The organism is Streptomyces sp. NPDC045287 (genome assembly GCF_056432325.1).
Genome location: NZ_JBWKJG010000009.1, coordinates 1 through 20,655, shown reverse-complemented (window position 1 = coordinate 20,655; position 20,655 = coordinate 1). Strand labels below are relative to the sequence as shown.

The 20,655-nt window shown below is 73.2% G+C and carries 21 protein-coding genes; 19 read left to right on the top strand and 2 right to left on the bottom strand.

The window, feature by feature from the left end; all coding sequences use genetic code 11:
• Entirely contained in the window at window positions 1-2,160 is a 2,160-nt protein-coding gene (locus AC07D6_RS16660) for an ATP-binding protein (protein ID WP_479045000.1), read from the bottom strand.
• Between the two features lie 181 nt (window positions 2,161-2,341).
• On the opposite strand from AC07D6_RS16660, the gene AC07D6_RS16655 reads away from it, so the two are divergent.
• The 14 genes from AC07D6_RS16655 to nusB all read left to right on the top strand — a co-directional run bounded on the left by AC07D6_RS16655 (window position 2,342) and on the right by nusB (window position 15,742).
• Window positions 2,342-2,782 (top strand): DUF948 domain-containing protein, encoded by a 441-nt coding sequence (locus tag AC07D6_RS16655; RefSeq protein ID WP_315881409.1) that lies wholly within the window; start codon window positions 2,342-2,344, stop codon window positions 2,780-2,782.
• 8 nt (window positions 2,783-2,790) lie between these two features.
• The gene (locus tag AC07D6_RS16650; protein WP_315881408.1) at window positions 2,791-3,147 is read left to right on the top strand and encodes a DUF6167 family protein; all 357 of its coding nucleotides are present in this window, start codon (window positions 2,791-2,793) and stop codon (window positions 3,145-3,147) included.
• The gene (gene alaS / locus AC07D6_RS16645) at window positions 3,147-5,816 is read left to right on the top strand and encodes an alanine--tRNA ligase (protein ID WP_479044997.1); all 2,670 of its coding nucleotides are present in this window, start codon (window positions 3,147-3,149) and stop codon (window positions 5,814-5,816) included. The genes AC07D6_RS16650 and alaS overlap by 1 nt, the downstream gene beginning before the upstream one ends.
• Window positions 5,816-6,289, top strand: a complete 474-nt coding sequence (gene ruvX, locus AC07D6_RS16640; RefSeq protein ID WP_315881406.1) for a Holliday junction resolvase RuvX — start codon at window positions 5,816-5,818, stop codon at window positions 6,287-6,289. The genes alaS and ruvX overlap by 1 nt, the downstream gene beginning before the upstream one ends.
• A 101-nt stretch (window positions 6,290-6,390) precedes the next feature.
• The gene (gene mltG, locus AC07D6_RS16635) at window positions 6,391-8,169 is read left to right on the top strand and encodes an endolytic transglycosylase MltG (RefSeq protein WP_479044995.1); all 1,779 of its coding nucleotides are present in this window, start codon (window positions 6,391-6,393) and stop codon (window positions 8,167-8,169) included.
• On the top strand, window positions 8,150-8,995 hold the full coding sequence (locus AC07D6_RS16630; RefSeq protein WP_479044993.1) for a shikimate dehydrogenase: 846 nt from the start codon (window positions 8,150-8,152) through the stop codon (window positions 8,993-8,995). The genes mltG and AC07D6_RS16630 overlap by 20 nt, the downstream gene beginning before the upstream one ends.
• A 146-nt stretch (window positions 8,996-9,141) precedes the next feature.
• A complete protein-coding gene (aroC, locus tag AC07D6_RS16625; RefSeq protein WP_315881403.1) occupies window positions 9,142-10,326 on the top strand; it encodes a chorismate synthase in 1,185 nt (394 codons plus the stop codon).
• A complete protein-coding gene (locus AC07D6_RS16620) occupies window positions 10,323-10,904 on the top strand; it encodes a shikimate kinase (RefSeq protein ID WP_315881402.1) in 582 nt (193 codons plus the stop codon). The genes aroC and AC07D6_RS16620 overlap by 4 nt, the downstream gene beginning before the upstream one ends.
• Window positions 10,901-11,995: a 3-dehydroquinate synthase gene (gene aroB, locus AC07D6_RS16615; RefSeq protein ID WP_315881401.1), complete on the top strand. Its 1,095-nt coding sequence runs from the start codon at window positions 10,901-10,903 to the stop codon at window positions 11,993-11,995. The genes AC07D6_RS16620 and aroB overlap by 4 nt, the downstream gene beginning before the upstream one ends.
• Window positions 11,992-12,453, top strand: coding sequence for a type II 3-dehydroquinate dehydratase (gene aroQ / locus AC07D6_RS16610; RefSeq protein ID WP_315881400.1), 462 nt, complete (start codon window positions 11,992-11,994; stop codon window positions 12,451-12,453). The genes aroB and aroQ overlap by 4 nt, the downstream gene beginning before the upstream one ends.
• Window positions 12,454-12,589: 136 nt before the next feature.
• Window positions 12,590-13,501 carry a Pro-rich N-terminal domain-containing protein gene (locus AC07D6_RS16605; protein WP_315881399.1) on the top strand — a complete coding sequence of 304 codons (912 nt, stop codon included), beginning with the start codon at window positions 12,590-12,592 and terminating at the stop codon, window positions 13,499-13,501.
• Window positions 13,502-13,568: 67 nt separating this feature from the next.
• Window positions 13,569-14,687 carry an aminopeptidase P family protein gene (locus AC07D6_RS16600; protein ID WP_479044989.1) on the top strand — a complete coding sequence of 373 codons (1,119 nt, stop codon included), beginning with the start codon at window positions 13,569-13,571 and terminating at the stop codon, window positions 14,685-14,687.
• A gap of 57 nt (window positions 14,688-14,744) precedes the next feature.
• Window positions 14,745-15,311 carry an elongation factor P gene (gene efp, locus AC07D6_RS16595; RefSeq protein WP_315881397.1) on the top strand — a complete coding sequence of 189 codons (567 nt, stop codon included), beginning with the start codon at window positions 14,745-14,747 and terminating at the stop codon, window positions 15,309-15,311.
• Between the two features lie 2 nt (window positions 15,312-15,313).
• Window positions 15,314-15,742: a transcription antitermination factor NusB gene (gene nusB / locus AC07D6_RS16590; RefSeq protein ID WP_315881396.1), complete on the top strand. Its 429-nt coding sequence runs from the start codon at window positions 15,314-15,316 to the stop codon at window positions 15,740-15,742.
• Window positions 15,743-15,884: 142 nt separating this feature from the next.
• Here nusB and bldD read toward each other — a convergent pair whose 3' ends face one another.
• Window positions 15,885-16,385 (bottom strand): transcriptional regulator BldD, encoded by a 501-nt coding sequence (gene bldD, locus AC07D6_RS16585; protein ID WP_015032294.1) that lies wholly within the window; start codon window positions 16,383-16,385, stop codon window positions 15,885-15,887.
• Window positions 16,386-16,583: 198 nt separating this feature from the next.
• Between bldD and pyrR the strand changes: the two genes are divergently transcribed.
• The 5 genes from pyrR to AC07D6_RS16560 form a co-directional block, all read left to right on the top strand.
• Window positions 16,584-17,159 (top strand): bifunctional pyr operon transcriptional regulator/uracil phosphoribosyltransferase PyrR, encoded by a 576-nt coding sequence (gene pyrR / locus AC07D6_RS16580; protein WP_315881730.1) that lies wholly within the window; start codon window positions 16,584-16,586, stop codon window positions 17,157-17,159.
• Window positions 17,160-17,352: 193 nt separating this feature from the next.
• Entirely contained in the window at window positions 17,353-18,336 is a 984-nt protein-coding gene (locus tag AC07D6_RS16575) for an aspartate carbamoyltransferase catalytic subunit (RefSeq protein WP_315881731.1), read from the top strand.
• Window positions 18,337-18,342: 6 nt separating this feature from the next.
• A complete protein-coding gene (locus tag AC07D6_RS16570; RefSeq protein WP_315881732.1) occupies window positions 18,343-19,656 on the top strand; it encodes a dihydroorotase in 1,314 nt (437 codons plus the stop codon).
• The gene (locus AC07D6_RS16565; RefSeq protein ID WP_479044984.1) at window positions 19,653-20,225 is read left to right on the top strand and encodes a PH-like domain-containing protein; all 573 of its coding nucleotides are present in this window, start codon (window positions 19,653-19,655) and stop codon (window positions 20,223-20,225) included. The genes AC07D6_RS16570 and AC07D6_RS16565 overlap by 4 nt, the downstream gene beginning before the upstream one ends.
• On the top strand, window positions 20,222-20,655 hold a 434-nt coding region (locus AC07D6_RS16560), incomplete at its 3' end, for a carbamoyl-phosphate synthase domain-containing protein (protein WP_479044983.1). The genes AC07D6_RS16565 and AC07D6_RS16560, both read left to right, overlap by 4 nt.

Sequence of the window (20,655 nt, the reverse complement as noted above, 5' to 3'; positions counted from 1 at the left end):
TCAGCCCGCCGCCTCCCCGCCCTTCCCGGTGGGGGAGTCGGCGGGCTTCCGCGTTCCCGGGACCGGCGCCTGCCCTTCCCGGGCCCGGTCCGCCGACGCCGCGCCCCGCTCCCGGCCCGCCAGTGCCCGCGCCACCGCCTCGTCCAGCGACAGCCGGCCGCCCTCCGCCAGGTACGCCCCGAACCGCTCCCCGCCCAGCACCTCGCGCGCCCGGCGCTCGCACAGCGCCCTCGGCGCGCCGAAGTACGCCGAACCGAACAGCGGCGGCCCCACCGCCTCCCACAGGGCGCCCGCCGCCCCCTGCAGCACCGCCGCCTCCGCCGGGTCGCCCTCGCTCGCCGTCACCAGCGCCAGCAGCTCGATCGCCAGCACCAGCCCCACCAGGTCGTGGAAGGCGTGGCCGATCGTCACGCACTCGCCCAGCAGCTCCCGCGCCTCCCCGTGGTCCCCGCGCGTCCACGCCGCGTACGCCAGCACGTACAGCGCGTACGCCCGCGTCCACCGCTCGCCGCGCTCCTCGCAGACCTCCCGGACGTCCTCGCACAGCGACACGGCCGACTCCAGGTCGCCCTGGAACACGTTCGTGATCGCCAGCTCCACCTGCGCCATCAGGACCTGGCTGTTCAGCTCGCCCAGTCCCCGGTACGACGACAGGGCCCGGCCCAGCAGCTCCCGCGCGCGCGGCATGTCGTCCGACAGCAGCGCCAGGCAGCCCAGGCGGTGCGTCGTGTACGCCAGCGCCGGCGCGTTCCGGCCGAGCGCGGCCCGCTCCCCGCACTCGTGCAGCGCCCGCACCGCGGCCGTCGTGTCGCCCTGGAGGATCGCCACGTACCCCAGCACCCACAGCGCCTTCAGCCGGGCCTCCTCGTGACCCGACCCCGACCCCGACCCCGATCCCGGCGCCAGGGCCCGGTCCAGCCAGTGCCGTCCCTCGGCGAGCCGGCCGCAGCCCACCCAGTAGAACCACAGCGTCCCCGCCATGTGCTGCGCCAGGTGGGCCTCGCCCGGCACCTCCAAGCACAGCTCCAGCGCTGCCCGCAGGTTCGGCAGCGCGCCGTCCGCGCACGCCGCCACCTCCGCCTGCCGCGGGCCGAACCACTCCAGTTCCCAGCAGGTCGCGAGCCCCATGTACCAGTCCCGGTGCCGCCGCCGCACCCGTTCCGCGTCCCCCAGGGCCGCCAGCCACTCCGCGCCGTACGCCGCCACCGTGTCCAGCATCCGGTACCGCGACCCCGCCGCGTCCGCCTCCCGCACCACCACCGACTGGGAGATCAGTTCGCCCAGCACGTCCAGCACCCGGTCCGCCGGCAGGTCCGGGCCGCCGCACACGTACTCCGCCGCGTCCAGGTCGAACGGGCCCGCGAACACCGACAGGCGCGCCCACAGCAGCCGCTCCTCCGGCGTGCACAGCTCATGGCTCCAGCCGATCGCCGTCCGCAGCGTCCGGTGGCGCGCCGGTGCCCCCCGCGTCCCGCGCGTCAGCAGCCGGAACCGGTCGTCCAGCCGGTTCAGCACCTGCTCCACCGTCAACGCGGGCAACCGTCCCGCCGCCAGCTCCAGCGCCAGCGGGATCCCGTCCAGCCGCCGGCACAACTCCCGCACCGGCGCCCCCTCCTCCTCGGCGCGGAACCCCGGCCACGCCGCCACCGCCCGGTCCGTGAACAGCCGCACCGCGTCCTCGTCCGACATCGGCGGCAGCGGCATCACCGCCTCGCCGTCCAGCCGCAGCGGCCGCCGCCCCGCCGCCAGCACCGCCAGCCCCGGCGCGCCGCGCAGCAGCCGCCGCACCAGGTCCGCGCACGCGTCCACGAGGTGCTCGAACCCGTCGAGGACCAGCAGCAGGCTCCGGTCCGCGAGGTGGTCGACCAGCACCTCGCGCGGCGGCCTGCTCGTCCGGTCCGTCAACCCCAGCGCCTCCACCAGCGCGTGCTCCACCAGACCCGGATCCCGCAACCCCGCGAGCTCCGCCAGCCGCACCCCGTCGCAGTAGCGTTTCTGCGCCGCGCGCGCGGCACTCACCACCAGCCGGGACTTCCCCACTCCTCCCACGCCCGCCACCGTGACGAGCCGGAACTCCGACAGCAGCCCGTCCAGTTCCGCACGTTCCGCCTCGCGCCCGACGAACCGGTTCAGTTCGGCCGGGAGATTGCTCCGTCGCATAGGGCACGGAGCGTACCGAGATCGATGCTCTCCGTACAATCGGCCGCGCCCGCCCCCGCCCGGCGGCGCCATATCCGGTTCGGGAAGCCACCAGGGGCGCGATAGGCTCGGAGGACGACTTTCAGGTACCGAGAATCACAACGAATCACAACGGGCTTCGACGAGCAGAGAGCGGTGCGCAGTGACCGGTGGAGAGGTTGCCGGGATCCTGGTGGCCGTCTTCTGGGCGATCCTGGTGTCCTTCCTGGCCGTGGTGCTGGTGAGGCTGGCCCAGACGCTCAGGGCGACCACCCGGCTCGTGGCGGAGGTGACCGAGCAGGCGGTGCCCCTGCTGGCCGACGCCTCCGCGACCGTGCGCTCCGCGCAGACCCAGCTCGACCGGGTCGACGCCATCGCCTCGGACGTCCAGGAGGTCACCTCCAACGCGTCCGCGCTCTCCACGACCGTCGCCTCCACCTTCGGCGGCCCCCTCGTCAAGGTCGCGGCGTTCGGCTACGGCGTACGCCGGGCGCTGAGCCGCGACAAGACCGACCGGCCCGCCGAACGGCAGCGGTCGCGGCGCACCGTCATCGTCGGCCGCACGGTGCCCAGGGCGCGCGGCGGCCGGAACCGGAAAGGCTGACGCGACACATGTTCCGCCGGGCATTCTGGTTCACCGCCGGCGCGGCAGCCGGCGTGTGGGCCACCACCAAGGTCAACCGCAAGCTCAAGCAGCTCACCCCCGAGAGCCTCGCCGCCCAGGCCGCCGACAAGGCGATCGAGACGGGCCACCGGCTCAGGGACTTCGCCCTCGACGTCCGCGCGGGAATGCTCCAGCGCGAGGCGGAGCTGGAAGACGCACTGGGGCTGGACGCACCGGTCGACCCGGCCCTCCCCGGCCCCCGCCGCACGGCGCTCGGGCCGGGCGGCGGCCCGGCCGCCCCGGGCCACCACGTCCACCCGCACCCGTACCCCACCCACCCGTACAACCGGAATGAGGACCACTGATGGAGTCGGCTGAAATCCGCCGCCGCTGGCTGAGCTTCTTCGAGGAGCGCGGGCACACCGTCGTGCCTTCGGCGTCGCTCATCGCGGACGACCCGACTCTGCTCCTGGTCAACGCCGGCATGGTGCCGTTCAAGCCGTACTTCCTGGGTGAGGAGAAGCCGCCGTACCAGCGCGCCTCCAGCGTCCAGAAGTGCGTGCGCACGCCGGACATCGAAGAGGTCGGCAAGACCACTCGCCACGGCACGTTCTTCCAGATGTGCGGCAACTTCTCCTTCGGCGACTACTTCAAGGAAGGCGCCATCAAGCTCGCCTGGGAGCTGCTCACCACCCCGGTCGGGCACGGCGGCTACGGCCTGGAGCCGGAGAAGCTCTGGATCACGGTCTACCAGGACGACGACGAGGCCGAGCAGATCTGGCGCGACGTGGTGGGCGTCCCCGCCGAGCGCATCCAGCGCCTGGGCAAGAAGGACAACTTCTGGTCCATGGGCGTCCCCGGCCCCTGCGGCCCCTGCTCCGAGATCAACTACGACCGCGGCCCCGAGTTCGGCGTCGAGGGCGGCCCGGCCGTCAACGACGAGCGGTACGTGGAGATCTGGAACCTCGTCTTCATGCAGTACGAGCGCGGCGAGGGCACCGGCAAGGAGGACTTCCCGATCCTCGGTGACCTCCCGAGCAAGAACATCGACACGGGCCTCGGTCTGGAGCGCCTGGCGATGATCCTCCAGGGCGTGCAGAACATGTACGAGACCGACACCCTGAAGGTCGTCATCGACAAGGCCACCGAGCTGACCGGTGTCCGCTACGGGCAGGCCCAGGACAGCGACGTCTCCCTGCGCGTGGTCGCCGACCACATGCGCACGTCCGTCATGCTCATCGGCGACGGCGTCACCCCCGGCAACGAGGGCCGCGGCTACGTCCTGCGCCGCATCATGCGCCGCGCCATCCGCAACATGCGCCTCCTCGGCGCCACCGGCCCGGTCGTCGGCCAGCTCGTCGACACGGTCATCCGCACGATGGGCGAGCAGTACCCCGAGCTGGAGACGGACCGCAAGCGCATCGAGACGGTCGCCCTCGCCGAGGAGGCCGCCTTCCTCAAGACGCTGAAGGCCGGCACCAACATCCTCGACACGGCCGTCACCGAGACCAAGGCCACCGGCGGCAAGGTCCTCCCCGGCGACAAGGCGTTCCTGCTCCACGACACCTGGGGCTTCCCCATCGACCTCACCCTGGAGATGGCCGCCGAGCAGGGCCTCTCCGTGGACGAGGACGGCTTCCGCCGCCTGATGAAGGAGCAGCGGGAGCGCGCCAAGGCCGACGCCAGGGCCAAGAAGACCGGCCACGCCGACGTCACCGCCTACCGCGAGATCGCCGACACCTCCGGCGCCACCGAGTTCACCGGCTACACGAACACCGAGGGCGAGACCACGGTCGTCGGCCTCCTCGTCAACGGCGTCCCCTCCCCGGCCGCCTCCGAGGGTGACGACGTCGAGGTCGTCCTCGACCGCACCCCGTTCTACGCCGAGGGCGGCGGCCAGATCGCCGACACCGGCCGCATCAAGCTGCACAGCGGCGCCGTCATCGAGGTGCGCGACGTCCAGCAGCCGGTCCCCGGCGTGTCCGTGCACAAGGGATCGGTCCAGGTCGGCGAGGTGACCGTGGGCGCCACCGCCTACGCCGCCATCGACGTCAGGCGCCGCCGCGCCATCGCCCGCGCCCACAGCGCCACGCACCTCACGCACCAGGCGCTGCGTGACGCCCTCGGCCCGACGGCCGCCCAGGCCGGTTCGGAGAACCAGCCCGGCCGCTTCCGCTTCGACTTCGGCTCGCCGTCCGCCGTGCCGCAGGCGGTCATGACGGACGTCGAGCAGAAGATCAACGAGGTGCTGGCCCGCGAGCTCGACGTGCACGCCGAGGTCATGCCGATCGACGAGGCCAAGAGGCAGGGCGCCATCGCCGAGTTCGGCGAGAAGTACGGCGAGCGGGTCCGCGTCGTCACCATCGGGGACTTCTCCAAGGAGCTCTGTGGTGGCACGCACGTCCACAACACCGCCCAGCTCGGCCTGGTGAAGCTGCTCGGCGAGTCCTCCATCGGCTCCGGCGTGCGCCGCATCGAGGCCCTCGTCGGCGTCGACGCCTACCACTTCCTCGCCCGGGAGCACACGGTCGTCGCCCAGCTCCAGGAGCTGGTCAAGGGCCGTCCCGAGGAGCTGCCCGAGAAGATCTCCGGCATGCTCGCCAAGCTGAAGGACGCCGAGAAGGAGATCGAGAAGTTCCGCGCGGAGAAGGTCCTCCAGGCCGCCGCCGGGCTCGCCGAATCCGCCAAGGACGTCTGCGGCGTCGCCCTGGTCACCGGCCAGGTCCCGGACGGCACCGGCGCCGACGACCTGCGCAGGCTCGTCCTCGACGTGCGCGGCCGCATCCCCGGCGACCGGCCGGCCGTCGTCGCCCTGTTCACCACCGCGGGCGGTCGTCCGCTGACCGTGATCGCCACCAACGAGGCCGCCCGCGAGCGCGGCCTCAAGGCCGGCGACCTGGTCCGCACCGCCGCCAAGACGCTCGGCGGCGGCGGTGGCGGCAAGCCGGACGTCGCCCAGGGCGGCGGCCAGAACCCGGAGGCCATCGGCGCCGCCGTCGAGGCCGTCGAGCGCCTGGTCGTCGAGACCGCCTGATGGGCGGGATGCGACGCGGGCGCCGGCTGGCGGTCGACGTCGGGGACGCCCGGATCGGGGTCGCCTCGTGCGACCCCGACGGGGTCCTCGCCACGCCGGTGGAGACCGTGCCGGGACGGGACGTCCCGGCCGCCCACCGGCGGCTGCGCCAACTGGTCGAGGAGTACGAGCCGATCGAGGTCGTCATCGGGCTGCCCCGCTCCCTCAGCGGGCGCGAGGGCCCGGCGGCCGGGAAGGTCCGGGCCTTCGCCGAGGAACTGGCCCGGGGCGTCGCCCCCGTGCCGGTCCGGCTGGTAGACGAACGGATGACCACCGTCTCCGCGACGCAGGGGCTGCGTGCCTCGGGGGTGAAGGCGAAGAAGGGCCGGTCCGTCATCGACCAGGCAGCCGCCGTGATCATCCTTCAGAACGCTCTTGAGTCCGAACGGGTATCGGGTAATCCGCCCGGCGAGAGCGTCGAGGTGGTCATCTGATCGCGATACGGTAACGTTCCGCGCGATGCGGTGGCGTTCGAACGGCCGCCGTGCGACGTAGAGGCGGACGTACCGGACGCCTCGCGGCTGTTTGGGGATCGATGACTGAGTACGGCCGGAGCCCCGGCTCCCAGCCCTGGCACCCCGAGGACCCCCTGTACGGGGACCAGGGATGGGGGGGCCAGCAGACCGGAGACGCCTACCACCAGCAGCCGCAGTACGGCGGCGGTCACCAGGACCCGTACCAGCAGGGTCACGACGGCCGGCAGTACGGAACGGGCGGCCAGGAGTACGGTGGCTGGGACACCGGGACCGGACCGCAGGCCGCCATGCCGTACGGGACGCCCCCGCCCGCCGACCCGTACGGAACCGGCCAGGGCGCCGACCCGTACAGCACCCCCGAGGCGTACCCGCCGCCGCAGCCCCCCGGCCGGCGCCACCCGGACCCGCACGGTCGGATCCCGCATCCCGGCCACGACCCCGGCCAGGGCCAGGGCGGGGCGTGGCAGGCCGAGGCCCTGAGCGAAGAACCCCGCCCCTTCCCCGGCGGCCCCGCCGGGGACCCCCGCCCCGACGACCGGGAGCGGCACCCCGGCGACGACGGCGGTCCCGATGGCGGCGGCTACGACGGTCCCGGTGACGACGGCGGCTACGACGGCTCCGGTGACGATCCGCGGGACACCGGACCCGACGATCCGCGGGACACCGGACCCGACGATCCGCGGGACACCGGACACGACGACGGCCCGCCCGAATCGCGGCGCGACGCCCGCGACCGCCGCGGCCGGGCCAAGAAGCGCAAGAGCCGCAACGGCGTGGCCTGCCTCTTCGTCGCCCTGGTCCTCGCCGGCGGCCTGGGCGGCGTCGGCTACTTCGGCTACCAGTTCTGGCAGGACCGCTTCGGCCCCGCGCCCGACTTCACCGGGTCCGGCACCGGCGAGACCGTCACCGTCGAGGTCCCCAAGGACGCGGTCGGCGCCGAGATCGGCGGCATCCTGGTGAAGGCGGGCGTCGTCAAGAGCGTCGACGCCTTCGTCACCGCCCAGGAGAAGAACCCCAAGGGCCTGTCCATCCAGCCCGGCTTCTACACCCTGCAGAAGGGCATGTCCGGAGCCTCCGCCGTCGAGGCCATGCTCAGCCCCAAGAGCCGCAACGTCCTCATCATCCCCGAGGGCAAGCGCAACGCCTGGGTGTACGAGCAGATCGACAAGCGCCTCGAACTGTCGCCCGGCACCACCGAGGAGGTCGCCCAGGCCCAGGCGAAGAACCTCGGTCTGCCCGCCTGGGCGACCGGCCACCCCGACGTCAAGGACCCGCTGGAGGGCTTCCTCTTCCCGGCCGACTACCCGGTCGCCAAGGGCAACAAGCCCGAGGACGTCCTGAGGAAGATGGTCGCCCGCGCCAACGCCGAGTACGGCAAGCTCGACCTGGAGGCGAAGGTCGGGTCCCTCGGCCTGAAGAGTCCCTGGGAGCTGGTCACCGTCGCCAGCCTCGTCCAGGCGGAGGGCAAGACCGAGGACGACTTCCGCAAGATGAGCGAGGTCGTCTACAACCGGCTCAAGCCCACCAACACCGAGACGAACCAGCTCCTCCAGTTCGACTCGGCCTTCAACTACCTGAAGGGCCAGAGCGAGATCCAGATCAGCGAGTCCGAGATCAACAGCAACCAGGACCCGTACAACACGTACACCCAGAGGGGACTCACCCCCGGCCCGATCGGCAACCCCGGCAAGGAGGCGCTCGCGGCCGCGCTCGCCCCCACGTCGGACGGCTGGATGTACTTCGTGGCGACCGACGGCATGCACAAGACCGAATTCGCCAAGACCCACGACGAATTCCTCAGACTCAAGGACAAGTTCAATGACAACCAGGGGGGCTGACACCCGCAGGGCCGCGGTCCTGGGGTCGCCGATCGCCCACTCGCTCTCCCCGGTCCTGCACCGGGCCGCCTACGCCGAGCTGGGCCTCACCGGCTGGACGTACGACCGGTTCGAGGTCGACGAGATCCGGCTGCCGGCCTTCCTCGACACGCTCGACGCGTCCTGGGCGGGCCTGTCCCTCACCATGCCGCTCAAGCGCGCGGTCATCCCGCTGCTCGACGGGATCAGCGACACCGCCCGCTCCGTCGAGGCCGTCAACACGGTCGTCCTCACCGGCGACGGCCGCCGCGTCGGCGACAACACCGACATCCCCGGCATGGTCGCCGCCCTGCGGGAGCGCGGCGTGGAGAGGGTCGAGGCCGCGGCGGTCCTCGGCGCCGGGGCCACCGCCTCGTCCGCACTCGCCGCCCTGGCCCGGATCTGCTCCGGACCCGTCACCGCGTACGTCCGCAGCGAGGCCCGCGCCGGGGAGATGCGCGGCTGGGGCGAGCGCCTGGGCGTCGACCTGCGCACGGCCGACTGGGCCGACGCCGCCCGCGCCTTCGACGCGCCCCTCGTCGTCGCGACCACGCCGGCCGGCGCCACCGACGCCCTCGCCCCGTACGTACCGGAACGCCCCGGCACGCTGTTCGACGTGCTGTACGACCCGTGGCCCACGCCCCTCGCGGCCGCCTGGTCCGGGCGCGGCGGCGCGGTCGTCGGCGGCCTCGACCTCCTCGTCCACCAGGCCGTCCTCCAGGTCGAGCAGATGACCGGCCGCTCCCCGGCACCCCTCGCGGCGATGCGCGCCGCCGGGGAGAGCGCCCTCGGGGCCGTCGGCGCCTGACCCGCTCCCGCCGTCCGGGCCGCTGTCCGACAGTTGGGACGGCGGCCGGGCCGGCGTCCGGCCGTGGGAGGATCGGGGGTGAGGCCGGTCCGGCCGCGTACCGGGCCGGGCCGTCCGCAGATCCGGCCCCAGGAGAAGGAGCACCGTTGAGCAGGTTGCGCTGGCTTACGGCGGGGGAGTCCCATGGTCCCGCGCTGGTGGCGACGCTGGAAGGTCTTCCCGCCGGCGTCCCGGTCACCACGGAGATGGTGGCGGACCACCTCGCCCGGCGGCGCCTGGGCTACGGGCGTGGTGCGCGGATGAAGTTCGAACGGGACGAGGTCACCTTCCTCGGCGGCGTCCGGCACGGCCTCACCCTCGGCTCCCCGGTCGCCGTCATGGTCGGCAACACCGAGTGGCCCAAGTGGGAGAAGGTCATGGCGGCCGACCCGGTCGACCCGGCCGAGCTCGCCGAACTGGCCCGCAACGCCCCGCTGACCCGGCCCCGCCCCGGCCACGCGGACCTCGCCGGCATGCAGAAGTACGGCTTCGACGAGGCCCGGCCGGTCCTGGAGCGGGCCAGCGCCCGCGAGACCGCCGCCCGCGTCGCCCTCGGCGCCATCGCGCGGTCGTACCTGAAGGAGACCGCCGGCATCGAGATCGTCAGCCACGTCGTGGAGCTGGCCGCCGCCAAGGCGCCCTACGGGGTCTACCCGACGCCCGCCGACGTGGAGCGGCTCGACGCCGACCCGGTGCGCTGCCTCGACGCCGACGCGTCGAAGGCGATGGTCGCCGAGATCGACCAGGCCCACAAGGACGGCGACACGCTCGGCGGCGTGGTCGAGGTCCTCGCCTACGGCGTGCCCGTCGGCCTCGGCTCGCACGTCCACTGGGACCGGCGCCTCGACGCCCGGCTCGCCGCCGCCCTCATGGGCATCCAGGCCATCAAGGGCGTCGAGGTCGGCGACGGCTTCGACCTGGCGCGCGTCCCCGGATCCCGGGCCCACGACGAGATCGTCACCACCGACGAGGGCATCCGTCGCACCTCCGGCCGCTCCGGCGGCACGGAAGGGGGCCTCACCACCGGCGAGCTGCTGCGCGTACGGGCCGCGATGAAGCCCATCGCGACCGTGCCGCGCGCGCTGCGCACCGTCGACGTGGTGACGGGCGAGCCGGCGCAGGCGCACCACCAGCGCTCCGACGTGTGCGCGGTGCCCGCGGCCGGGATCGTCGCCGAGGCGATGGTCGCGCTCGTCCTGGCGGACGCCGTCGCGGAGAAGTTCGGCGGCGACAGCGTCGCCGAGACCCGCCGCAACGTCCGCTCCTACCTCGACCACCTGCACATCCGGTGAGCAGCGGCCCGTTGATCGTCCTCGTCGGGCCGATGGGGTCCGGCAAGTCCACCGTGGGCACGCTCCTCGCCGAGCGCCTGGGCGTGCCCTACCGGGACACGGACGCCGACATCGTCGCCGCCGAGGGCCGGGAGATCTCCGACATCTTCGTCGAGGACGGCGAGCCGCGCTTCCGCGAGCTGGAGCGGGCCGCCGTCCGCGCCGCCCTCGCCGAGCACACCGGCGTCCTCGCCCTCGGCGGGGGCGCCGTCCTCGACGACGGCACCCGCGCCCTGCTGGCCGGGCTGCCCGTCGCCTACCTGTCGATGGAGGTCGAGGAGGCCGTCCGGCGCGTCGGCCTGGGCGCGGCCCGGCCGCTGCTGGCCGTCAACCCGCGCCGCCGCTGGCGCGAGCTGATGGAGGCCCGCCGCCACCTGTACACCGAAGTCGCGCGCGTCGTCGTCGCCACCGACGACCGCACCCCCGACGAGGTCGCCGACGCGGTCCTCGACGCACTGGAGCTCTCGCATTCCCCGGGCACCGGGCCCTCGGCGGCCGACGCCGCCGGCTCCCCGACGCCCGGCCAGGAGGACACGTGACCGACATGCCCGTTACCCGTATCCACGTCGGCGCCAGCGCCGGTTCGGAGCCGTACGACGTACTGGTCGGCCGGCAGCTGCTCGGCGAACTGGCCGGGCTCGTCGGCGACCGGGCCAGGCGCGTCGCCGTGATCCACCCCGAGGCGCTCGCCGAGACCGGTGAGGCGCTGCGCGAGGACCTCGCCTCCCAGGGGTACGAGGCCGTCGCCATCCAGGTGCCGAACGCGGAGGAGGCGAAGACCGCCGAGGTCGCCGCGTACTGCTGGAAGGCGCTCGGCCAGACCGGCTTCACCCGCACCGACGTGATCGTCGGCGTGGGCGGCGGCGCCACCACGGACCTCGCCGGGTTCGTCGCGGCGACCTGGCTGCGCGGGGTGCGCTGGATCGCCGTGCCGACGACCGTCCTCGCCATGGTCGACGCGGCGGTCGGCGGGAAGACCGGCATCAACACCGCCGAGGGCAAGAACCTCGTCGGCGCGTTCCACCCGCCCGCCGGCGTCCTGTGCGACCTGGCCGCGCTGGACTCGCTGCCCGTCCACGACTACGTCAGCGGCCTCGCCGAGGTCATCAAGGCCGGTTTCATCGCCGACCCGGTGATCCTCGACCTCGTCGAGTCCGACCCGGCCGCCGCCCGCACGCCCGCCGGGCCGCACACGGCCGAGCTGATCGTCCGCTCCATCAAGGTCAAGGCGGAGGTCGTCTCCTCCGACCTGAAGGAGTCCGGGCTCCGCGAGATCCTCAACTACGGCCACACCCTCGCCCACGCGATCGAGAAGAACGAGCGGTACAAGTGGCGGCACGGCGCAGCCGTGTCCGTCGGCATGGTCTTCGCCGCCGAGCTGGGCCGGCTCGCCGGACGCCTCGACGACGCGACCGCCGACCGGCACCGCACGGTCCTGGAGTCGGTCGGGCTGCCGCTGACGTACCGCGGCGACCAGTGGCCGAAGCTGCTGGAGACGATGAAGGTCGACAAGAAGTCCCGCGGCAACCTGCTGCGCTTCATCGTCCTCGACGGGCTGGCCAAGCCGACCGTCCTGGAGGGACCCGACCCGGCCGTGCTGCTCGCGGCGTACGGGGAGGTGTCGGCGTGAAGGACCGCACGCGCGGCGACGTCCGCACGGTGTACGTCCTGAACGGGCCGAACCTCGGCCGGCTCGGCTCGCGCGAACCCGACGTGTACGGCGCCACCTCCTACGCCGGCCTGGTGGAGACCTGCCGGTCGCTCGGCAAGGAGCTCGGCTTCGACGTCGAGGTGCGGGAGACGAACGACGAGGGCGAGCTGGTCCGCTGGCTGCACGAGGCGGCCGACCGCTCGATTCCGGTCGTTTTGAACCCGGGTGCCTTCACGCACTACTCGTACGCGCTGCGGGACGCGGCCGCCCAGCGCACGGCGCCGCTGATCGAGGTGCACATCTCGAACCCGTACGCCCGCGAGGAGTTCCGGCACACCTCGGTCGTCGCGGCGGTCGCCACGGGGACGGTCGCGGGGTTCGGCATCGGGTCGTACCGGCTCGCGCTGCGCGCCCTGGCCGACGAGTTGACGGACTGACGGGCCGGTGGCCCTTCCGGAACCCTCCCGGGCCGTTCACCGTCTGACGGGCCGGGAGGGTACGGTTCGATAACGGCGCGCCGGCGAACGGCCGCCCGCTCAGCAGCGTCAGTCGTACGAGACGGAGTGGCACCGGATGCAGCACGCAGTGGGGGCCCCGCTGCCGCCGCCCCACCAGCCGGGGAACGCGGCGGCCGGGTGGCCCCAGCAGGCACACCACCCCGGCCCGCCCCCGCCGCCCCCGCACGCCCCGGCGCCGCAGGGCCCGCCCCCGCACGCGCCCGGGGGGCAGGCGTCGCACGGGCGGCCGATGCCGCCGCAGGCCCCGCCGCCCGTGCCGCAGACGCCCGGCCTGGCCTGGCCGGCCCCGCACCACGCCCCGCCGCCGCCCCCGCGCGACACGACGGGTCACATCCACCTGCCGCCGGTGGCCCCGGTCACGGCCCCGCCGGCCGCCGAGCCGGGAGCGGGCCCGACCCCCGGTACGGGCACCGCCACCCTCGCCGTCCTCCTCATCGGGCCCGCGGGGGCCGGGAAGACGACCGTCGCCCGGTACTGGGCGCACCACCGCCGCGTGCCGACCGCCCACATCAGCCTCGACGACGTGCGCGAATGGGTGTGCGCCGGGTTCGCCGACCCGCAGTCGGGATGGAACGACCAGTCCGAGGCCCAGTACCGGCTGGCCCGCCGCACCTGCGGCTTCGCCGCGCGGAACTTCCTGGCGAACGGCATCTCCTGCATCCTCGACGACGCGGTCTTCCCGGACCGCCCGGTCGTGGGCCTCGGCGGTTGGAAGCGGCACGTCGGCCCGGGTCTGCTGCCCGTGGTCCTGCTCCCCGGACTGGAGATCGTCCTGGAGCGCAACGCCGAGCGCAGCGGCAACCGGCGCCTCTCCGACGAGGAGGTCGCGGGCATCCACGGCCGCATGGCCGGCTGGCACGCCTCGGGCCTGCCGATCATCGACAACTCGAACTACGACGTGGAGACGACGGCCCGCGTCCTCGACGAGGTCCTGGCCCGTTCCCTGACGAGCCCGCCCACCTGGTGACCGGACCCGCGCCCCGCTCGGACGCCCTGGAACTGCCGGGCCGCGGATTCGCTCGTACGCTCGGGTCATGTCCCAGGTGTATGCGGACCGCCGAGGGCGGCTGCGCGACCGGTGCGCGGCGGCCGGATCTGCGGCGGCGCTGGTCTCCCGCCCCGCCAACGTCCGCTACCTCACGGGCGCTTCACCGCCCGGCGCCGTCCTGCTGCTCGGCGGGGACGGGAGCGGGGACGACGAGGTGCTCCTCTGTCCCCACGCCCCCACCGGCGACCCCGTCGAAGGGCGCGTCGACGAGGCGCTGCGGCTCACCGTCCTCCCGCCCTCCGGCGGCGACCCCGCCGTCGCCGCCGCCGGCCTCGCGCGCCAGGCCGGCGCCGACACCCTCGCGGTGGAGGAGCGGCACCTGAGCGTCGCCCGGTACCGCGCCATCGGCTCCGCCGCACCTCACCTGCGCCTCGACGACCTCGGGACCTCCGTCGAACAGGAGCGCCTCGTCAAGGACGACGAGGAGATCACCTGCCTGCGCATCGCCGCCGAGATCACCGACCAGGCCCTCGGCGAGCTCCTGGAGTCCATCCTCGTCGGCCGCACCGAACGCCACCTCGCCCTGGAGCTGGAGCGGCGCCTCGTCGACCACGGCGCCGACGGCCCCGCCTTCCCCACCTCCGTCGCCACCGGCCCGCACTCCGGCCGGGGCCGCCACCGCCCCTCCGACCGCCGCGTCGAGGAGGGCGACTTCCTCTCCGTCTGCCTGGGCGCCAGCTACCGCGGGTACCGCTGCGAGATCGGCCGTACGTTCGTCATCGGCACGACGCCCGCCGACTGGCAGATCGAGCTGTACGACCTCGTCTTCGCCGCGCAGCGCGCCGCGCGCGAGGCGCTCGCCCCCGGCACCGCCTGCCGTGACGTCGACCGGGCCGCCCGCCAGCTCCTCGACGCCGCGGGCCACGGCGACGGCCTCGCGCCGTCCCTCGGGCACGGGGTGGGCCTCGAAATCGAGGAGGACCCGCACTTGTCCCCCTCGGCGATGGGTAAACTGGACGCTTGCGTGCCGGTCACCGTCGAACCAGGGGTCCACCTCCCGGGACGGGGCGGAGTCCGGATCGATGACACGCTCGTCGTACGCCAGGAGGCGGACGGCGGACCCGAGCTACTCACCATCACGACCAAGGAGCTGCTCGCGCTCTAGCGCGTACCGTGCCTTCCTCGGTCGTCCACCAGCGTCAGTCCAGGAGATTCCGCAACCGTGGCCACCACGAACGACCTCAAGAACGGCATGGTGCTCAAGCTCGACAACGACCAGCTCTGGTCCGTCGTCGAGTTCCAGCACGTCAAGCCCGGCAAGGGCCCGGCCTTCGTGCGCACCAAGCTCAAGAACGTGCTCTCCGGGAAGATCGTCGACAAGACCTTCAACGCCGGTGTCAAGGTCGAGACGGCCACCGTCGACCGCCGTGACATGCAGTTCTCGTACATGGACGGCGAGTACTTCGTCTTCATGGACATGCAGACGTACGACCAGCTCCACGTCTCCCGCTCCGCCGTCGGTGACGCCGCGAACTTCCTGGTCGAGGGCTTCACCGCCACCGTCGCCACCCACGAGGGCGAGGTGCTGTACGTCGAGCTGCCCGCCGCCGTCGAGCTGACCATCGCCGAGACCGAGCCCGGTGTCCAGGGCGACCGCTCCACCGGCGGCACCAAGCCCGCGACGCTGGAGACCGGCCACCAGATCCAGGTCCCCCTCTTCATCACCACCGGTGAGAAGATCAAGGTCGACACCCGCACGAGCGACTACCTCGGCCGGGTGAACAGCTAACCGTGGCTGCCCGCAACAAGGCCCGCAAGCGCGCCTTCCAGATCCTCTTCGAGGCCGACCAGCGCGGCGTGTCCGTGCAGGAGGTCCTCGCGGACTGGATCCGGCACGCCCGGTCCGACGACCGGCAGCCGCCGGTCAACGAGTACACGATGGAGCTCGTGGAGGGGTACGCGAAGTACGCCGGGCGCATCGACGAGCTCATCGCCACCTACGCGGTGGGCTGGACGCTCGACCGGATGCCGGTCGTCGACCGGAACATCCTGCGCCTCGGCGCGTACGAGCTGGTCTGGGTCGACGCCACGCCGGACGCGGTGGCCATCGACGAGGCCGTCCAGCTCGCCAAGGAGTTCTCCACGGACGAGTCGCCGTCGTTCGTCAACGGACTGCTGGCCCGCTTCAAGGACCTGAAGCCCGGCCTCCGCCGGGACTGACGCGGCAAGCGCAAGGGGGAGGGCCCGCGGCGTCCGCCGCGGGCCCTCCCCCTTGCGCGCTTCCGGCGGCGCCGGCGCGAACGCACCGGAGGGCGGTCCCGACGGGCGGGACCGCCCTCCGGCGGCAACGTTTCTGCGCGGGTCAGTTCTCCTCGTGGGCGACCGCGCGGCGGGCATCGGCGTCCAGGACGCCCCAGCTGATGAGCTGCTCGGTCAGGACCGAGGGGGACTGGTCGTAGATGACCGCCAGCGTGCGCAGGTCGTCCTGGCGGATCGACAGCACCTTGCCGTTGTAGTCGCCGCGCTGGGACTGGATCGTCGCCGCGTAGCGCTGCAGCGGTCCCGCCTTCTCCTGCGGGACGTGCGCCAGGCGCTCCAGGTCCAGGACCAGCTTCGGCGGCGGCTCGGCGGCGCCGCCCGGCGTGGTGCCCGGCAGCAGCTCCTGCACCGGGACACCGTAGAAGTCGGCCAGCTCGGCGAGACGCTGCACGGTCACGGCGCGGTCGCCGCGCTCGTACGAACCGACCACGACGGCCTTCCAGCGGCCCTGGGACTTCTCCTCCACACCGTGGAGGGACAGGCCCTGCTGGGTGCGGATGGCACGGAGCTTGGCCCCGAGCTGTTTTGCGTATTCGCTGGACATATAGCTCCCTGGACACTGTTACAACGTGCGGCTCCGCCGCGTGGCTGGTAACTCACTGTGAGGTTACGCAGCGTTACTTGGGTGCGTCAAGCCGAACGGTCCGTACTGAGTCCCTTCCGGGCCCTGGTACGGTTGAAGACGCAATTCCGACGTCCTTTAAGGTCCGTCCCGTGAGGCGGAGAAGGAGGTCCGTTCCGTATGGACGCCCCCCAGCAGTCCGATGCCCGCCCCGTCCTCGAGGGTCCGGACATCGCGCGGGTCCTGACCCGCATCGCCCACGAGATCGTCGAGCGCGCCAAGGGCGCCGACGACGTCGTCCTCCTCGGCATCCCCACGCGCGGCGTGTTCCTCGCCCGGCGCCTGGCCGAGAAGCTCGAACAGATCACCGGCCGCGTCACGCCGGTCGGCTCCCTCGACATCACCATGTACCGCGACGACCTGCGCCTCCACCCGGCGCGCGCCCTCGCCCGCACCGACATCCCCGGTGACGGGGTCGACGGCCGCCTGGTGGTCCTCGTCGACGACGTGCTGTTCTCCGGCCGCACCATCCGCGCCGCCCTCGACGCGCTCGGCGACATCGGCCGCCCCCGCGCCGTACAGCTCGCCGTCCTGGTCGACCGCGGTCACCGGGAGCTGCCCATCCGCGCCGACTACGTCGGCAAGAACCTCCCCACGTCGCTGCGCGAGACGGTCAAGGTCCAGCTCTCCGAGGAGGACGGCCGCGACGCCGTGCTGCTCGGCGTGCGCGAGCCCGCCCCGACCGGCGAGAAGTAGCCACCGGCGCGTCCCGCCCTCGCCCGCGCGTCCCCCCACCCCGCGACCCGTCCCGCGGCACGGGTTCCGGCGCGCGCGAATCCGGGCCGCCTGCCCGCGGCACACCGGCCTGACCGGTGCCCGCCCGCACCCGGCCCCGGCCCGCCCGGCACGCCCACGGAACCGACCTCCCCACCCCACGGAGAACCCCCAGATGAAGCGCCACCTCATCTCGGCCGCCGACCTCACCAGGGACGACGCCGTCCTCGTCCTCGACACCGCCGAGGAAATGGCCCGCATGGCCGACCGGCCGATCAAGAAGCTGCCCACCCTCCGCGGCCGGACGATCTGCAACCTCTTCTTCGAGGACTCGACCCGCACCCGGATCTCCTTCGAGGCGGCCGAAAAGCGCCTCTCCGCCGACGTCATCAACTTCTCCGCCAAGGGTTCCAGCGTCTCCAAGGGGGAGTCCCTCAAGGACACCGCCCAGACGCTCGCCGCCATGGGCGTCGACGCCGTCGTCATCCGGCACAGCGCCTCCGGCGCCCCCTACCGGCTCGCCAACTCCGGCTGGATCGACGCGCCCGTGATCAACGCCGGCGACGGCACCCACCAGCACCCCACCCAGGCCCTCCTCGACGCCTTCACCCTGCGCCGCCGCCTCGTCGGCCACGACGCCGGCATCGGCCGGGACCTGTCCGGCAAGCGCGTCACCATCGTCGGCGACGTCCTCCACAGCCGTGTCGCCCGCTCCAACGTCGACCTGCTCCACACCCTCGGCGCCGAGGTCACCCTGGTCGCCCCGCCCACCCTCGTGCCCGTCGGCGTCGACACCTGGCCCTGCGAGGTGTCGTACGACCTCGACAGCGCCCTGCCCAAGTGCGACGCCGTCATGATGCTCCGCGTCCAGCGCGAGCGGATGAACGCCGCCTTCTTCCCCACCGAGCGCGAGTACTCCCGCCGCTACGGCCTCGACGCCGAGCGCATGGCGAAGATCCCCGAGCACGCCGTCGTCATGCACCCCGGCCCCATGGTCCGCGGCATGGAGATCACCGCCGAGGTCGCCGACTCCCCCCGCTGCACCGTCGTCGAGCAGGTCGCCAACGGCGTCTTCACCCGCATGGCCGTCCTCTACCTGCTGCTCGGCGGCAACGAGCCCGCCGTCACCCAGCCGTCGTCCCGTACCGAGGAGAAGTAACCCAGCATGAGCAAGACCCTGATCCGTGGTGCGAAGGTCCTCGGCGGCGAGGCCCAGGACGTCCTCATCGAGGACGGGACGATCGCCGCCACCGCCCCGCGGGGCGGAATCGGCTCCGACGGCACCGGCCCGAGCGCCGAGGGCGCCACCGTCGTCGAGGCCGAGGGGCTGATCCTGCTGCCCGGTCTCGTCGACCTCCACACCCACCTGCGCGAGCCCGGCCGCGAGGACTCCGAGACCGTCCTCACCGGCACCCGCGCCGCCGCGAGCGGCGGCTACACGGCCGTCTTCGCCATGGCCAACACCTTCCCCGTCGCCGACACCGCCGGCGTCGTCGAGCAGGTCTACCGCCTGGGCCGCGAGCACGGCTACTGCGACGTACAGCCCATCGGCGCCGTCACCGTCGGCCTGGAGGGCAGGCAGCTCGCCGAGCTCGGCGCCATGCACGAGTCCGCCGCCGGCGTCACCGTCTTCTCCGACGACGGCAAGTGCGTCGACGACGCCGTGATCATGCGTCGCGCCCTGGAGTACGTGAAGGCGTTCGGCGGCGTCATCGCCCAGCACGCCCAGGAGCCCCGGCTCACCGAGGGCGCCCAGATGAACGAGGGCGTCGTCTCCGCCGAACTCGGCCTCGGCGGCTGGCCCGCCGTCGCCGAGGAGTCGATCATCGCCCGCGACGTCCTCCTCGCCGAGCACGTCGGCTCCCGCGTCCACATCTGCCACCTGTCGACCGCCGGCTCGGTCGAGATCGTCCGCTGGGCCAAGTCCCGCGGCATCGACGTCACCGCCGAGGTCACCCCGCACCACCTCCTCCTCACCGACGAGATGGTCCGCACGTACAACCCGGTCTACAAGGTCAACCCGCCGCTGCGCACCGAGCGCGACGTGATGGCCCTGCGCGAGGCCCTCGCCGACGGCACGATCGACATCGTCGCCACCGACCACGCCCCGCACCCGCACGAGGACAAGGACTGCGAGTGGGCCGCCGCCGCCATGGGCATGGTCGGCCTGGAGACCGCGCTGTCCGTGGTCCAGCACACGATGGTCGACACGGGCCTGCTCGACTGGGCGGCCGTCGCCGACCGCATGTCCTTCGCTCCCGCCCGGATCGGCGGCGCCACCGGCCACGGCCGTCCCGTCTCGGTGGGCGAGCCCGCGAACCTGACGCTGGTCGATCCGGCATACCGTGGAACCGTGGACCCCGCGGGCTTCGCCTCCCGCAGCCGCAACACCCCCTACGAGGGCCGCGAGCTGCCGGGACGCGTCACCCACACCTTCCTGCGGGGCAGGGCAACGCTCATGGACGGGAAGCTCGCGTGACACCTCTGATCCCCCTCGCCGCCGAACCCCGGTCGGCCGAGGTGACCGACTGGACCGCCCGCCTCGGCTGGGTCGGCGTCCTGCTCCTCTTCATCGCCCTCGCCTACTGGCTGATGCGCCAGGGGTGGAAGTGGCGCGTCAGCCTGCAGTCCGACCTGCCCGCGCTCCCCACCGCGCCGAAGGACCCCGGCGAGGTGACGCTCGCGCTCAGCGGCCGGTACCACGGGTCCACCACCGCCGGGCAGTGGCTCGACCGGATCGTGGCCCACGGCCTCGGCACCCGCAGCCGCGCCGAGCTCGCACTGACCGGCGCCGGGCTGGAGGTCGTACGCCCCGGGGCCACCGACTTCTTCATCCCGGCCGACCGGCTGCGCGGGGCGCGGCTCGACAAGGGCATCGCCGGCAAGGTCCTCACCGAAGGCGGCCTGCTGGTCGTCACCTGGGCCCACGGCGACCAGCTGATCGACTCCGGCTTCCGCTCCGACCGGGCCGCCGACCACCCCGCATGGGTCACCGCCATCAATTCCCTCAGCACCGAGACCACCACGACGGAAGGCGCCGCACGATGACGACCTCCACCCGGGGAACCAGGGTTCCCGCCGTACTCGTCCTGGAGGACGGCCGCAGCTTCCGCGGCCGGGCCTACGGGGCCGTGGGGGAGACATTCGGCGAGGCCGTCTTCTCCACCGGAATGACCGGTTACCAGGAGACCCTGACCGACCCCTCCTACCACCGCCAGGTCGTCGTCATGACGGCCCCGCACGTCGGCAACACCGGCGTCAACGACGAGGACCACGAGTCCGCCCGTATCTGGGTCTCCGGATACGTGGTCCGCGACCCCGCCCGCACCCCCTCCAACTGGCGCTCCCGGCGCTCCCTCGACGAGGAGTTGGAGCGGCAGGGTGTTGTGGGGATCAGTGGCATCGACACCCGGGCGTTGACCCGGCACCTGCGGGAGCGGGGTGCGATGCGGGTGGGGATCTTCTCCGGTGATGCCGT

Excerpts from the sequence above, each read along its gene's own strand:
- mltG (WP_479044995.1), top strand. The coding sequence starts at position 6,391 with ATGACTGAGTACGGCCGGAGCCCCGGCTCCCAGCCCTGGCACCCCGAG.
- AC07D6_RS16630 (WP_479044993.1), top strand. The coding sequence starts at position 8,150 with ATGACAACCAGGGGGGCTGACACCCGCAGGGCCGCGGTCCTGGGGTCG.
- AC07D6_RS16570 (WP_315881732.1), top strand. The coding sequence starts at position 18,343 with ATGAGCAAGACCCTGATCCGTGGTGCGAAGGTCCTCGGCGGCGAGGCC.
- pyrR (WP_315881730.1), top strand. The coding sequence starts at position 16,584 with ATGGACGCCCCCCAGCAGTCCGATGCCCGCCCCGTCCTCGAGGGTCCG.
- AC07D6_RS16605 (WP_315881399.1), top strand. The coding sequence starts at position 12,590 with ATGCAGCACGCAGTGGGGGCCCCGCTGCCGCCGCCCCACCAGCCGGGG.
- AC07D6_RS16575 (WP_315881731.1), top strand. The coding sequence starts at position 17,353 with ATGAAGCGCCACCTCATCTCGGCCGCCGACCTCACCAGGGACGACGCC.
- alaS (WP_479044997.1), top strand. The coding sequence starts at position 3,147 with ATGGAGTCGGCTGAAATCCGCCGCCGCTGGCTGAGCTTCTTCGAGGAG.
- AC07D6_RS16660 (WP_479045000.1), bottom strand. The coding sequence starts at position 2,160 with ATGCGACGGAGCAATCTCCCGGCCGAACTGAACCGGTTCGTCGGGCGC.
- bldD (WP_015032294.1), bottom strand. The coding sequence starts at position 16,385 with ATGTCCAGCGAATACGCAAAACAGCTCGGGGCCAAGCTCCGTGCCATC.
- AC07D6_RS16650 (WP_315881408.1), top strand. The coding sequence starts at position 2,791 with ATGTTCCGCCGGGCATTCTGGTTCACCGCCGGCGCGGCAGCCGGCGTG.
- AC07D6_RS16600 (WP_479044989.1), top strand. The coding sequence starts at position 13,569 with ATGTCCCAGGTGTATGCGGACCGCCGAGGGCGGCTGCGCGACCGGTGC.
- ruvX (WP_315881406.1), top strand. The coding sequence starts at position 5,816 with ATGGGCGGGATGCGACGCGGGCGCCGGCTGGCGGTCGACGTCGGGGAC.